The following is a 12,333-nucleotide window of genomic DNA, read 5'->3' on the forward strand; positions in this document are numbered from 1 at the left end:
AACGCGATTGGCGCGCTCACCGCCCGATTCCACGCGTGCGGCCCACCTCCCAGTTGGCGGAAGTGCCCCGCAGGACCACGCTCAGTTCCTGACCGCGCCGGGTCTCGATCACCGGCTGCCAGGGCACCAGCCGAAGCGCCTTTCCATCATCGAGCACGGCAAAGCGCCCGCTGGTCAATTGCACGGCGTGGCGGTAGACGCCGCGCACCGGCTCGCCATCGTTGACGGGCCGCCACAGTCGTCCCGCGCGCGCAGCGAGGTCCTCGCCAGACCGCTGGACCTCCCGCGCGGTCAGGGTCCGCAACAGGTCCCGGGCCAGCACCCATCGCTGTCCCTGCCGCGCCGCGAGCCCGCGCGACTCAAGCACCCGCAACCGCGCGTCCTGCGCCTGCCGCACCTGCGCCCCGAAGCCGGCCTGGGCCGGTGGCGTTTGCGTCGAGGCGGTGCCCACCAGCTGCCGATCGAGCCAGGTCGCGCCTTCCGCGCCCACCTGCTGCTCGATGGCCAGCGCCGAGCGAAGCTCGACCACCCTCGCTGACGTCCTGGCCGCGTCCTGCGCACGCGCGCGCTCGACCAGATCCTCCGGCACGTGCCATACGCCTTCGCCAACGCGCGTGACCACGCCGCCTCGGCGCAGGACCTCGAGCCGACGCCGGCACGCCTGCACCACCTGGTCAGGCTCGCCGTGCCCGCTGGCCACCAAGGATGCCCTGTGCATGGCTTCCTCGTAGCGTCCGTCCGTGCTGGCGGCGCGGATCAGGCGGTCAGCGCTTCGCCCGAGCTGGGGCGGCCCGCAGGCAACGATCCCGCCGACCGGTAGGGCAGACAGGTCGCTGCCCACCGGCAGCGTGACGTAGTGGGCGCGGCCATCCAGCCCGTCGATCACCAGATACGGACGTTCCAGCAGCTCATCGTCCAGGCCCTTGGCCTGCAGCCGGCCCACGACTGGCGCGCCAGGGGCTGAGTCCGTGATCAGTTCCCGAGCCTCGCCGGCCATCGCCCGATGCATCGTCCGCACGATGTCCCCCCGTCGCCCCATCGCGGCCAAGGTGTCCTGCAGCCCCACACCGAGCTGCCAGCGCTGTGGGCCGACGCGATGCGCCAGTCCAAGTCCCTCGAGCCGCTGCAGGCGAGACCGCAACAGGTCCTCGCGCAGCACGGAACGCGCCTCACCTGCGACCGACTGCAGGGTGACGGAACCGCTTGTTCCGCCACGCTGCACAAGCTCTCGGTCCAGCCCCGTGAGCCGCTCCTGATCGACCTCTCGCTGCCAGCCCTGCCGGATCTCGCGCTCCGTGCGTGGGCCCAGCCACTCGGTCGCAATCTCGCTCGCCCGCAGACGGATTCCATGCGCGATGTAGTCCGGTGCGATCACCAGGTCCTGCGCATCGCGGCCACGGCCCACCCGTCCTCGAAGCACCACATGGGTGTGCGGGTTGTCGGTGTCCCAGTGGTCGACCGCCACCCAATCGAGGGAGGTCTCCAGGTCGGTCGCCAGCTGCTCCATCAGTCGGCGGGTGAAGCCGGGCAGATCCTCCAGCTCGGCCGCGTCCTCGGGCGACACGATGAAGCGGAACTGGTGGCGATCACCGCGACCGCGTTCCTCGAAAGCCTCCAGATCGGCCGCGTCCGTGTCTGCGCCATAAGCCCTGCCCGGCAAGCCATCGCGCCGCACCCCGTCGCGTTCGATGTAGCGCAGATGCGCCCTCACGCCTGCCTTGCCCGCACGCCGAAGCACCACGTAGCGCGACTTCACGACCACCCGCCGAGCGTTAGTGGGCAGCCTGCGGCCCGCCGCACCGGCGGCCACCCGGCCGCGCCCGAATCGCGAAGCGGGACGCCCACCCGCCGTGCGTCGGGGCTTGGCGCCGGAGGCCGAAGCCGCCTTCAGCACTTGCGCCACGAAGGCCTTCGGGCGCGCGCCGCCACGCGCCTTCGGCGGCCCAGGCCGCACGTGGAAGTGCTCATCGTCGGAGCGACTCATGCCCCCCGCCCCCCGCTGCGCAGCCCGGGGCACCCGCCCGGCACGCAGGATGCCGCCGGAGTGCCGCGCCAAACCCTTGTGCAGACTGAGGAAACGGCCTCGGACGTGCCGACCCTTTTCTCTTGCCCTCGACCCTGAACCCGTCCCCTGCACCACTGACACCCCTGCTCACCCAAGCCGACCTTGCCACGACGGCGCGGATATCGACACGATGTGGCCGCATCGTTCGCCACCGCAGCACGGCTCCCTGTCCGCACGCCGGTGTACTGCCCAAGCGCCGCTTTCGTTGCGCGTTGGCTGCGCCCGTGAGGCGCCATTGAACGCACAGCCATGCCACTCACCATGTCCACAGCGGATGCGCGACGCCGAGCACGGCATCGACGCGGACCGGACCGAAGTAACGGCTGTCGAACGACACCGGCTGCGCGTCCCCCAGCAGGAAGAGTTCGCCATCGGCCAGCGGCCCACAGTGCGTCCAGATCGGCAGCGACCGGCCCACGCCATCGTGCAAGCGCACGACCGCCACGGCCTTCGCGTCGATCCGCACCCGCTGCCGAGCGATGCACACGCTCTGAGGCGCCACCGCCGCAACCCGCTTGAGCACCGGCGTGCCGGCAGGCAGGTAGTGACGCTGCGCCGCAAGTGCCGCTGCGGAAGCAGGCAAGCGGGCCAGGACCAAGCTGCTCGCGCGCACCGCACCAGGCGCGCTTACCGCATCGACGCGGTACCAGCCGCGCGCCATGCTCGCGCTCGGGTTGAACACGATCCGCGTGCGAAGCGGCAGCACACACGGCGCCGTGAGCACTGTCACGGCGAGCAGCGTGGCAGCGAGAAATGCAACCCGGGCTCCTCGGGCCTTCATGAGCACCCCTTGCACGCCACTGGCGTCCACTGCAGCGACGGCGCGCGGAGGAATGCACACGGCAGACACAGCGCCGAGCCCACTCGGCAGCCGGCCAACGGGCTCGACCAGGGCAATTGAATCGACAACGACAGCACCGGGAATCTGGCAGAGTCCCGGTCCATCTTTCCGGCCCGGCGGGTGCCCTGGCGGCTCGTCGACGCATGCACGCAGGCACTGCGAACACAGGCAGGCACCCGGCATCCGAGCGCCGGCCGCTCCTTGGCCGCCTCGCCAACAAGGCGGTGCCCGCAATGCACCGCCTCCGCCACCGCGCTGAACGCGACATCGGCGATCACGCCGCTTCCTCCGGATAGGCGCCTTCGAGCAACTCGCGCAGCATGTCCGCCACGGTCAGGCCGCGCCGGAAGGCGATGACCTTGATGCGCCCGCGCAGCGCTGGCGTCACGTCGATGGTCAGCCGCGCAGTGAACACTGTGGCCTTGGCCTCTGCAGCGACTGGCTCCTCGCGGCGCACCCAGGCCGTCACTGGATCGGCGGCCGGTCGCCGACCGATGGCGGTCCGCCGCGAGGGCCGGCGCGCGCCGCCGTCCGTCATTGGAGCGCCTCCCCGACGGCATCCGCCAGCGCTGCGACCTCGCGCGCAGCGGCCCCTTTGGGCGCCACCTCCCACACCAGCTTGCCGGCCGCCACGCAGTCGGCGAAGGCGATGCGCTGCCCGATGTCCGCGCGCAGCGTGGCAAACGGTTGATCGGCCAGCGCGGCGCGCGCCTCGCGCCCGATCACCGTGCCGACCACCCGCCGGTTGATCACGAACGCTGCACGCAGACCCGGTCGGAACACCTGCGCTTCCTGGATCAGCGTCACCATTTCCTGCGTGGCCCAGACGTCGTAGGCGCTGGGCTGCACGGGGATCAAAACGAGGTCTGCGGCCAGCAGCGCGGAGCGCGCAAGGCTCGCCACGCGGGGCGGCCCGTCGATCACGACATGGTCGGCCTGGGCGGCGATTTGCGGCACCTCCCGGTGCAGCGTGTCCCGCGCCAGGCCGAACACCCCATAGAGCCGATCCTGGCCGCGCTGGTGCCGCCGCTGGGCCCAATCCAGGGCAGAGCCCTGCGGATCGGCGTCGATCAAGGTGACGCGCCGGCCCTGCCTGGCGAAGGCACCGGCCAGGTGCGTGGACAGCGTGGTCTTGCCTGCGCCGCCCTTCTGGTTCAGCAGCGCAATGACCTTGCCGCTGCGCACGGCGGGCTCGCCCAGCACCGACACGCCAGTGGCACTGCCCATCTTTTGAGCAGTCGAGTCCACGGTCTCTCTTCTATTCATACAGTTAGTCCCTGTTATGAATTCAAGTTAAGGACGGCCCGAACCCTTGCGGGGCGCGGCCTCCAGGCCGCTTTGCGCCGGTGATCTCCCGAGTCGCGCGCCGTCGATCTCCCGTGCCTGGCGCCGCCGATCTCCCGAGCTCGTCCCCACACCATCCACAGCTTCTTCCACGGCATCTGTGGACAACTCGTCCTCACGCCCTGGCCGGAAGGCCAGCCATTCACGCGTCCCGCAACGCTCGATGGCCAGGCGATAGCCCGGGAGCGCCTGGCGTTGCGCGAGCGCGCGCAGGTGCAGTGCAAAGTCGCGGTAGCGCTGAAGGCAACCGGACTTGGCGTGGAGGTAGCGAAGCTCGAAACGCCAGCCGTTGCGCTGCCGTCCGCCGTGCTTGCGCACCAGGCGGTACAACCATCGCTCGATGCCGCCCGTGAGCTGGAAGTAGGTGCGGTCCAGCGTGAGCACGAGCGCGTCGTCGATCACCCCGGAATAGAACCAGTCGGGCAGGATCAGCTCGATGCCGTCGCTTCGGCCATCGGGCCGCACGTGCTCGCGCCACTCGTTGATCCAGGAGAAGCGGTGCATGCGCCGGCCGGCCTGCCGGATGGACGTCTGCACCGTCGTGGACTGAAGCCGGTCCAGCGACGCGCGCAGCGCGAGGTACTCGGTGCGACCGGTGCCACGCTGGGCGAAGCGCAGGATCTCATGGGGGGTGGCCGCCATCAGGCGTGAGGTCGGCCGGCCCTCGTCCCGGGCCTGCACGATCTGGCTCGCGGCCCAGATCAGCACATCGGCATCCCAGATGGTCGCGATGCCATGCTCGGGCACACCTTCCACGGTCAGGGACACGTCGCCCGCCTCGAATCGGATCGGCACCACCCGGTGCGACTTGGCCAGGCTGAAGAAGGGATAGGACATGAGGTCCTGCGCATCGCGCAGGGCCATGTCGTCCACGGGCAGCGCACGGAACAGGGTGAGCTGCTCGCGTTCGCCAGACCACTTCGACATCGCCGCGACTTCCCCACGCTTCAACGCACGGAATCCCGGACCGCGTAGCCGGGATCGGAGGTCATGCCGAAGGTGTTTCGGTCGGCATAGGCGCGCAGGTCGGCCCGGGCATAGACCACCCGTGCGCCGAACTTCCGGAAGCGCGGCCCGCCGCCCAGCACCCGCTGCTTCTCGAGCGTGCGCGGCGAAAGCCGAAGCAGTGCCGCGGCTTCTTCAGTGGTCAGGAACTCCGGCTCTGCCGGAGCTGCGGCGGACGCAGACGGGGGCGTAGCCCCTGCCGCGCCGTACGGTGGAATCGGATGTCCTGCTGCCATGGAGGCCTCCTTCGGAGTGAATGGGCAGTGATCCATTCACAGCCCATGGGAGGCAGTCTCCGGATACCGCGGAGACCCGCACAGGGAGAGCTTCAGGGCGAGAGGTCGCCTCCGTGGGCGCGAGCGTGAACAGGGCGCAGCCCCGCCAACCCCAGATAACCTCCACGCATGAAACCCTCGGCGCGCGCGATCAGGTAGCGCACCTGCGCACGCAACGCGCCGTCCGCGTGCCAGTCCGCGCGTACGGCTCGCGAGCCGAAGAGCGCGATGGCAAGGTCCCGGTGCGAGGCACCCGCCTGCATCGCATCGAGCGCCTGCAGCGCCCTCAGGTGCAGCCGCCCCTCGCGGCCCACAGCGCGTGCGTGCGCGGCCGGCAAGGTCCGGCCCTCCAACAGCCCGGCAGCGGCTTCGAAAGCCGCCAATTGCCCGCGCAGGTGTGTCGTCAGGGGCACCGTGACGACAAAGGGCGCGCCGCTCGACAGCCCCGCGTCGATCAGAAAGCGTGCGTGTCGCGGACCGATGGAAACGCTCAGGACGGCGTCGGGGCCCGCCATCAACTGCTTGTCGCCAGGCACACGCCACAGGTCGAAGACGATGTGCGCTGACGCAGCGACCACCCCGCGCTCGCAGCTAGCGCGACGCACACGCAACAGCGCATCCCCCTCGCTCAGCCAGGACGGGTGCGCATCGCGCGCATCCCGTGCAGGATCAGCGGCGACATCGCAGGCCCCAGCGTTTCAACTCCCCATCAGGCCTGCACCATCGCCCCTGTTGCCAGCCGCCTCGGTAGGAAGGGTGCCGCCGCAGGTATTCCCAGGCCAGCGCCGGCCCGTCCAGTTCCAGCAGGTACAGGTAGGCGCCCCCCGCGCACCAGGGCGCAGGCGGCGCGTCGGCAGAGGAATGAATCGTCATGGCGCGCTCCGTTCGTCGAAGGCGACAGGCTGCCGCGGGTCCGGGACCCGCACGTGGCTTTGCGCGCCACGGGGCTTCGCTCAGGCCACGATCCGACCCACCAGCCGTGCGTCGCGCGCATAGGCCTCAATGCTCCTATCCGGGCGGAAGCCCAGGTCCCGCTCGATGGGCAGCCCCAGAGGACCACGCACGGCCGCCAGTTCCGCCAGGCTCACCCAGCCCAGCTCAGGACACCCGTGCCCCAGATCCCAGAGCCCGAAGGCACGATCCGGGTCCTCGGGATCAATCTCGGTCAACAACCAGGTCGCGCCGGCATCGGGCGTGAACAGCTTGACCACGGGCTGCGGATCGGGATGGCGCTGATCGCGCGCTCGCCAGCCGTTCTCCCGCAGTTGCACACGTTGTTCGTCGGTCACGAGCGTCGTCATGATGAGGTCCTCGAAGGTGTCAGGGCGGGATTGCCCGGTGCCGAGGAGCGCACAGCGCAACGCCGCCGTCACAGGCTCCGCAGAACGGCCGCCAGGCCGCCAGCGTGCAGAGCACGCGCCGACCTTGACGGCCAGAGCGCCGTGGCACGATGGGCATCACAGCAAGCCAGCCCCCGCACTGGCTCCCAGGCAAGCGCAGCGCGCAGCGCCGCCAGGCGCGGAGGCGTCAGTGATCGACGCCCGCGGGGTCGAGCCACCCGGACACGCGTGGCCGGGTGGCTCGATGCATCAGCACGAGAGCGCGGTGCGGCAGCGCCGCAGACGCACAACCGCCGCAGAAGCGCAAACACGCTTTCACGCGAGCACGACAAGCCGATGACCCGACAAATGGCATCTACGCTTTCAAGCCTTCACGGACTCACGCCTCCTGACGGAACCTGAAAGACGTCAGGCCACCAAAGCGTCTTCGCGCAGAACCGGACATGCGCTTGCAATGGAGATACCACCCCTTGAGCGAGCGCACCCGGGGTGCGGAAATCAGCAGCAAGGCGCCCCGTCGAAGCGGGGCGCCCAGGACGATGATCAGTCGGCCTTGGTGCGTGTCCAGATCAACTGGTGTGCACCTTCTTCGCCTTCGACCAGGCGGGCGTAGATGGTGGACGGGAACGATGGGTCATCGAGGGTCACCGACAGGTACGGCCGCTCCGCACGGCTGACCTTCTTCCAGGCCGCGCCGATCTCCAGACCATTGCCGGCCACGATGCGGAAGTCCGGTGCGTTGTCGCTGCCCTTGTCATTGGGCACGATGCGGACCTTGACGTTCAGCGTGAGGGTGCGCACGGTGCCGGTATAGCTGTTGCCCGAGGCGGTGAATTGGCCGATGGTGCTCATGGTGTTTCCTTTCGAGGTGGTGCCAGGTCCGCGCCCATCGCGGCCTTGTGCGGTGATCCGGCCGGCGCGGGTCGGGCGCGTCGCACCGGAGGCCGCAACGCAGTGGAGGACCGGCAGGCCCGGCAAATTTGCCTCGCGAGGAATGCGCGCAGCGCAGGGGAAATTTGTTGGGCACGCCGGTTGCGGCGATCAAGCCCGAGGCGGGCCGAAGCGCAGCACAGCGGAGCGCAGGCCTGCCATGCCCACGCCAGGATTCACGCTCAAAGACGAGGCCGCGGGAGCGGATCGCCCCTCGAATGGAACCGGTAGCACAGGCCCTCGACACGCGGCTTACACGTTCGCCACGAAGCACGGATCGCACAACGCACGATGGATGCCGTGACCCGTGCCAGAGAAGCGCGCCGAACGTCATTCGTCGACGGCAATATCACCTGATCGAGGTAGCGCAATAGGATCTCCGCGGACAAGGCCTACCGACGTGACTGGCCCTCGACGCCCTCTGCCGCTGCGTCATCATGGCGCCAACAGAAGAGCGCTGTTGCCCGCCCCGAATGCGACGCGCACGTTCCGCGGCGGGGCCTGGATGGCGGGATGCCGACGACTTCCATTTAAGGTCCGGCCCAGGACGTCTGCCTCCATTCCGATACGCACGATGCGCCGCCCAGAACGGGCGGCGCATCATCGGCCGTGGAGGCCGATCAGCGTGGCGCAGACACCATCGTCTTCAACTGAGCGATCACGCCCGGCTCGATGAAGACACAAGCCTGCCCGTCTGCAATGGATGCATCGAACAGACGCATGAACACATCCCGCCGAAGATGGGCGAGGCGCCCTGTGCGATAGGCCTGCTCAGGCCTGAGCGTCCCGACGCCAGCCGACACGCCACTGCGCTCGGGATCGCACTCGACCAGCGCGACGAAGCCGTCGTCGAACAGCGCTTGATGCTCCGCGCACAGGCCCCAGCCGGTCGTCGTGTGACGCGCCATGCTCGGGCGCAGGCGCTTGTCCAGCAGCAGGTTGCCGGTATCGAAAGGCAGGCCACAAACAAGGCACAGCCTCTGCTCCAGCGACACGTAAGATTGTTCGTCCATGAGGACCTCCGGTTGTTCGGGCGGGATTGCCCGGGACCGTGATCCGCACGGCGCAGCGCAGGGGGTCAGGGGCCGAAGGCGGCCGCGCGGCCGCAAGCGCCAACGGCGCGCCGCCCTTGACGACCGAGCACGCCGTGACAGGATGAAGGGAACAGCGAGCCCTCCGAATCCAGCACAACATCAGTCCACGAGAGGCCTCATGCCGAGGCGCCCTGGCGAACCGACGCAAAGCAGAAGAAGGGGCCGAGCCCCTCCTCTCAAAGCAGCCCGCGCTCAGCGAAGGACAGCACCGTCGGCCCGGCAACGATCAAGTGATCGAGGACCCGGACATCCACCAGCGCCAACGCCTCCTTGAGATTCCGCGTCAAGACCTCGTCCGCACGCGAAGGCTCCGCCGCGCCCGAAGGATGGTTGTGAACCAGCAGCAGCGCCGCAGAATTCCGCGCCAGCGCCTCCTTGACGATCTCGCGTGGGAACACCGACGTCTGGTTCACCGTGCCCCGGAACATCTCAACGTAATCCAGCACGCGGTGTTGCGCATCCAGGTGAATCACGGCGAACACCTCATGCGGCAGCACACCCAGACGCAGCTTGAGGAACGCCCGCACCGCAGCCGGTGAGTCCATCACATCAGTACCCCGCACTTGTCCCGCCAGCACCTGCTGGGCCGCCAGCAGCAGCTCTTCCGCAGTCGCCGGCCGGTACTCGCCAGAGCGATCCTGGACCATCAGCGAAGCCGTGGGAACAGAACCAAGATGATCCAGGGAAGAGAAAAGATCGTGCGCCATGACGGCCTCCAGTGACCGGGCGGAATTGCCCGGGACCGGAACCGGCACATCGCAGCGCAGCGGTCACAGGTTCGAAGACGGCCGCGAGGCCGCAAGCGTGCAGCGCACGCGCAGACCTTGACCGCGAGAACGGTGTGCAAGGATGAAGGGAACCAGCAAGCCAGCCCCACCACCCCTGTCGTCGAGGCAAGCGCAGCGCGCAGGCTGCCGCGCAGTTGCAGCCGAAGGCGTGAGGGATCGAAGCCGAATGGCCAGGACGACATCGTCGGCCTGGGGCGAAGCCCGTAGAGCCCGGCGGCAGGAACTGCCGGCACGCACGTCATCGGTCTTCAGCTCCTGAGAAGGCACGGTCTGCAACAATTCTCAGGACAGGAAACGATTGCAAACCATGCCCCGGCACTACCTCAACGTCCCCTTCGCCCAGAAGGACGCCGCCAAGTCGCTTGGCGCGCGCTTCGACGGTGCGGTCAAGCGCTGGTACGTCGAGGACGGACGTGACCTGACGGTATTCGCCCAGTGGTTGCCCGCATCGCTCAGCACGTCCACTTCTCCAGCGGAACTGGCGCTCCCGACTACAACAGTCGCGATCGCCGTTGCCCCCGGCAAAGGCATCTCCCTCTCGCGCCTGCTCGGCGGGGTCGCAGACGCGGTCGCCCACGCCTTCGACAAGGGCGTCTGGACACTGGTCGAGGTGGTCGAGGCCCGCGTACGCGGCCACGTCTACCTTGAGCTATCCGAGCGAGACGGCAGCGGCCAGCCCATCGCCAAAGCCAGGGGCGTCATCTGGAGTTCAACCGCCTCACGCATCCTCCCAGAGTTCGAGAAGGCCACCGGCGCCGTCATCGGCGCCGGAATCAAGCTGCTGGTGCGCGCCCGGCCGGTCTTTGACGCCCAGTACGGTTTCAGGCTCAACATCGACGCCATCGATCCCGACTACACGCTGGGCGACCTGGAAGCGCGCAAGAAGGAGATCCGGGATCGGCTGCAAAAGGAAGGCGTCTTCGACCAGAACCGCTGGCTCGCGCCGCCCTGGGACTACCGGACCGTCGTGGTGATCGCTCCCGAAGACGGCGCAGGCCTCGGCGACTTCCGCAAAGAGGCCGAGCGGCTGGAGCGCTTCGGCATCTGCCGCTTCATCTACGCCCACAGCCGCTTCCAGGGCGAAGGTGCCGCCCGGGAGATCGTCTCGGCCCTGGCATTGGCGCTCGAACGAGTGAACAAGTCCGCCCCACCCGACGCCATCGCGCTCATCCGCGGAGGGGGCGCCGTCAACGACCTGGCCTGGCTCAACGATTACGACCTGGTCCGCTTCATCTGCGACCTGGACATCCCGGTCCTCACCGGGATCGGCCATGAACGCGACAACACGCTGCCCGACGAGGTCGCACATATCCGCTTCGACACCCCCAGCAAGGTGATCGCCGGCATCGAGCAGCACATCCTGCGAAGGGTGCGCGAGGCCAGCCGCGCTGCTCAGGACATCTTCGCCGCGGCTTCCCGCATCGCCCAAAGTGCGAAGAGCGAGACGGAGCGCTACGACGCGCAGGTCCGAGCCGATGTCAGGACCCATCTGAGCCGCGCCCGACAGTTAAGTGCCGAAACCCTGCACCAATTGCAGGCCGCCGCGCTGCACCAGATCCATGACGCCAGGGTGAGCAGCACGGCCCTCCTCCACCAGACCAACACCGAAGCAGCACGGCATGTGTCCTCGGCGCAGCAGCAGGTGCCCGCGCTCATGAACGACATCCGCGTCCACTCCCAGGACCAGGTCGGCGCTGCACGCAGCAGGACAGATCTGAACTTCCAGGCAATCACGGCCGAAGGCGGCGCGACGGTACGAACCACGCGACAGTCTGTGAATGACCAAATGCAGCGCCTGGCAGAGCGTGCCCAGGGTTCGATTCAACAGGCACGGGCCGGTGCCGAAGCCCTCATGCGCGAAGTGACGGGCCAGGGTCCGGAGAAGACGCTCAGCCGCGGCTTCGCCATTGTCCGCGCGCCCGACGGCCAACCGGTCACCGGCACCGTCCAGGCCCAGGCACTCACCACCATCGACATCCAGTTCAGAGACGGCCGGATCAACGCACAGCCGGCCGGCAAGGTACGAAAGACAAACCCATGACGACCAGCTTTAGGGAAGCGTACAGCGTGCTGCAACGCCATGCCGAGACCCTGCGCACACAGGACGAACCCAACATCGACGACCTGCTGACCATCGTCACTGAGTCGGTCAGCGCCTACAAGGTCTGCAAGCAGCGCATCGATGCCGTGGAGGAAGCGTTGAAGGCCGCCCTGGACGGCGCCGGCGTCGACGCCCCACCACCCGCAACGCCAACGCCCCAGGCAACAAATCCCTCCCCGTCGACACCGCGTGCCACCGCGCGCCCAACGCACTCTCCAGCCACCTCGTTCGACGACATGGACGACGATATCCCGTTCTAGGCTCACCGCCGGCAGGTGCTTGACCCAGCGGGACTTCGCTCGCAAGCGGACGGTGCCACAGTGGCATGACGCCGCCCGACACGCACAGCAGGCGCGGTGGTCAGTAACTGTCGATCGCCAGCGCCGAGACACTCTCTGCGCCGTCGACGATGCTGTCTCGCAGGCCAGGCGCCTTGGTGAGGATGTGTTCGGCACAGAAGCGCGCCGTGGCCACCTTGGCCTGCATGAAGGCCGCGTCCTGCGCCTGGGCCTCGGGCGTCAGCGCCACCAGCAGGGAGCGGCCCAGCTGC

General features: G+C 68.6%; 16 protein-coding genes. 2 read left to right on the forward strand and 14 right to left on the reverse strand.

The features are described from left to right. Positions 1-16 precede the first annotated feature (16 nt). The 13 genes from BXA03_RS20785 to radC form a co-directional block, all read right to left on the reverse strand. On the reverse strand, positions 17-1,984 hold the full coding sequence (locus tag BXA03_RS20785) for a DUF3363 domain-containing protein (protein WP_076511128.1): 1,968 nt from the start codon (positions 1,982-1,984) through the stop codon (positions 17-19). Between the two features lie 337 nt (positions 1,985-2,321). Further along, positions 2,322-2,846: a S26 family signal peptidase gene (locus BXA03_RS20790; RefSeq protein WP_076511097.1), complete on the reverse strand. Its 525-nt coding sequence runs from the start codon at positions 2,844-2,846 to the stop codon at positions 2,322-2,324. Next, entirely contained in the window at positions 2,843-3,184 is a 342-nt protein-coding gene (locus BXA03_RS26675) for a hypothetical protein (protein ID WP_143476394.1), read from the reverse strand. Before BXA03_RS26675 ends, BXA03_RS20790 begins: the two co-directional genes overlap by 4 nt. Further along, complete coding sequence (locus BXA03_RS20795) at positions 3,181-3,444, reverse strand: chromosome partitioning protein ParB (protein ID WP_076511098.1); 264 nt, start codon at positions 3,442-3,444, stop codon at positions 3,181-3,183. Before BXA03_RS20795 ends, BXA03_RS26675 begins: the two co-directional genes overlap by 4 nt. Further along, on the reverse strand, positions 3,441-4,133 hold the full coding sequence (parA, locus tag BXA03_RS20800) for a ParA family partition ATPase (protein ID WP_076511099.1): 693 nt from the start codon (positions 4,131-4,133) through the stop codon (positions 3,441-3,443). Before parA ends, BXA03_RS20795 begins: the two co-directional genes overlap by 4 nt. A 66-nt stretch (positions 4,134-4,199) precedes the next feature. Continuing rightward, a complete protein-coding gene (locus BXA03_RS20805; protein ID WP_076511100.1) occupies positions 4,200-5,177 on the reverse strand; it encodes a replication initiator protein A in 978 nt (325 codons plus the stop codon). A gap of 20 nt (positions 5,178-5,197) precedes the next feature. Next, positions 5,198-5,491: a helix-turn-helix domain-containing protein gene (locus BXA03_RS20810; protein WP_076511101.1), complete on the reverse strand. Its 294-nt coding sequence runs from the start codon at positions 5,489-5,491 to the stop codon at positions 5,198-5,200. Positions 5,492-5,583: 92 nt separating this feature from the next. After that, positions 5,584-6,045 (reverse strand): DUF2285 domain-containing protein, encoded by a 462-nt coding sequence (locus tag BXA03_RS26390; protein WP_143476395.1) that lies wholly within the window; start codon positions 6,043-6,045, stop codon positions 5,584-5,586. 154 nt (positions 6,046-6,199) lie between these two features. Continuing rightward, a complete protein-coding gene (locus BXA03_RS26680) occupies positions 6,200-6,403 on the reverse strand; it encodes a transcriptional regulator domain-containing protein (RefSeq protein WP_143476396.1) in 204 nt (67 codons plus the stop codon). Positions 6,404-6,483: 80 nt separating this feature from the next. Beyond that, the gene (locus BXA03_RS20820; RefSeq protein ID WP_143476404.1) at positions 6,484-6,834 is read right to left on the reverse strand and encodes a DUF2958 domain-containing protein; all 351 of its coding nucleotides are present in this window, start codon (positions 6,832-6,834) and stop codon (positions 6,484-6,486) included. A gap of 579 nt (positions 6,835-7,413) precedes the next feature. Further along, positions 7,414-7,722, reverse strand: coding sequence for a DUF736 domain-containing protein (locus BXA03_RS20825; protein WP_076511102.1), 309 nt, complete (start codon positions 7,720-7,722; stop codon positions 7,414-7,416). A 698-nt stretch (positions 7,723-8,420) separates the two neighbouring features. Next, positions 8,421-8,813, reverse strand: a complete 393-nt coding sequence (locus BXA03_RS20830; RefSeq protein WP_076511103.1) for an ATPase — start codon at positions 8,811-8,813, stop codon at positions 8,421-8,423. Positions 8,814-9,070: 257 nt separating this feature from the next. Next, positions 9,071-9,601 (reverse strand): RadC family protein, encoded by a 531-nt coding sequence (gene radC / locus BXA03_RS20835; protein WP_076511104.1) that lies wholly within the window; start codon positions 9,599-9,601, stop codon positions 9,071-9,073. A 388-nt stretch (positions 9,602-9,989) separates the two neighbouring features. On the opposite strand from radC, the gene xseA reads away from it, so the two are divergent. Continuing rightward, positions 9,990-11,723, forward strand: a complete 1,734-nt coding sequence (gene xseA / locus BXA03_RS20840) for an exodeoxyribonuclease VII large subunit (RefSeq protein WP_076511105.1) — start codon at positions 9,990-9,992, stop codon at positions 11,721-11,723. Beyond that, a complete protein-coding gene (gene xseB / locus BXA03_RS20845; protein ID WP_076511106.1) occupies positions 11,720-12,043 on the forward strand; it encodes an exodeoxyribonuclease VII small subunit in 324 nt (107 codons plus the stop codon). Before xseA ends, xseB begins: the two co-directional genes overlap by 4 nt. A gap of 100 nt (positions 12,044-12,143) precedes the next feature. On the opposite strand, the gene BXA03_RS20850 is transcribed toward xseB, so the two are convergent. Continuing rightward, the coding region (locus BXA03_RS20850) for an acyl-CoA dehydrogenase C-terminal domain-containing protein (RefSeq protein WP_200803411.1) at positions 12,144-12,333 on the reverse strand (190 nt) is incomplete at its 5' end.

This window comes from Pseudacidovorax sp. RU35E (assembly GCF_900156165.1).
GTDB lineage: Bacteria > Pseudomonadota > Gammaproteobacteria > Burkholderiales > Burkholderiaceae_C > Xenophilus.

What these genes read in the sequence shown, in the direction of transcription:
- BXA03_RS20830 (WP_076511103.1), bottom strand. Translation starts at nt 8,813, where the DNA reads ATGGACGAACAATCTTACGTGTCGCTGGAGCAGAGGCTGTGCCTTGTT.
- BXA03_RS20810 (WP_076511101.1), bottom strand. Translation starts at nt 5,491, where the DNA reads ATGGCAGCAGGACATCCGATTCCACCGTACGGCGCGGCAGGGGCTACG.
- xseA (WP_076511105.1), top strand. Translation starts at nt 9,990, where the DNA reads ATGCCCCGGCACTACCTCAACGTCCCCTTCGCCCAGAAGGACGCCGCC.
- radC (WP_076511104.1), bottom strand. Translation starts at nt 9,601, where the DNA reads ATGGCGCACGATCTTTTCTCTTCCCTGGATCATCTTGGTTCTGTTCCC.
- xseB (WP_076511106.1), top strand. Translation starts at nt 11,720, where the DNA reads ATGACGACCAGCTTTAGGGAAGCGTACAGCGTGCTGCAACGCCATGCC.
- BXA03_RS20825 (WP_076511102.1), bottom strand. Translation starts at nt 7,722, where the DNA reads ATGAGCACCATCGGCCAATTCACCGCCTCGGGCAACAGCTATACCGGC.
- BXA03_RS20805 (WP_076511100.1), bottom strand. Translation starts at nt 5,177, where the DNA reads ATGTCGAAGTGGTCTGGCGAACGCGAGCAGCTCACCCTGTTCCGTGCG.
- BXA03_RS20785 (WP_076511128.1), bottom strand. Translation starts at nt 1,984, where the DNA reads ATGAGTCGCTCCGACGATGAGCACTTCCACGTGCGGCCTGGGCCGCCG.
- BXA03_RS26390 (WP_143476395.1), bottom strand. Translation starts at nt 6,045, where the DNA reads ATGGCGGGCCCCGACGCCGTCCTGAGCGTTTCCATCGGTCCGCGACAC.
- BXA03_RS20795 (WP_076511098.1), bottom strand. Translation starts at nt 3,444, where the DNA reads ATGACGGACGGCGGCGCGCGCCGGCCCTCGCGGCGGACCGCCATCGGT.
- parA (WP_076511099.1), bottom strand. Translation starts at nt 4,133, where the DNA reads ATGGGCAGTGCCACTGGCGTGTCGGTGCTGGGCGAGCCCGCCGTGCGC.
- BXA03_RS26680 (WP_143476396.1), bottom strand. Translation starts at nt 6,403, where the DNA reads ATGACGATTCATTCCTCTGCCGACGCGCCGCCTGCGCCCTGGTGCGCG.
- BXA03_RS20790 (WP_076511097.1), bottom strand. Translation starts at nt 2,846, where the DNA reads ATGAAGGCCCGAGGAGCCCGGGTTGCATTTCTCGCTGCCACGCTGCTC.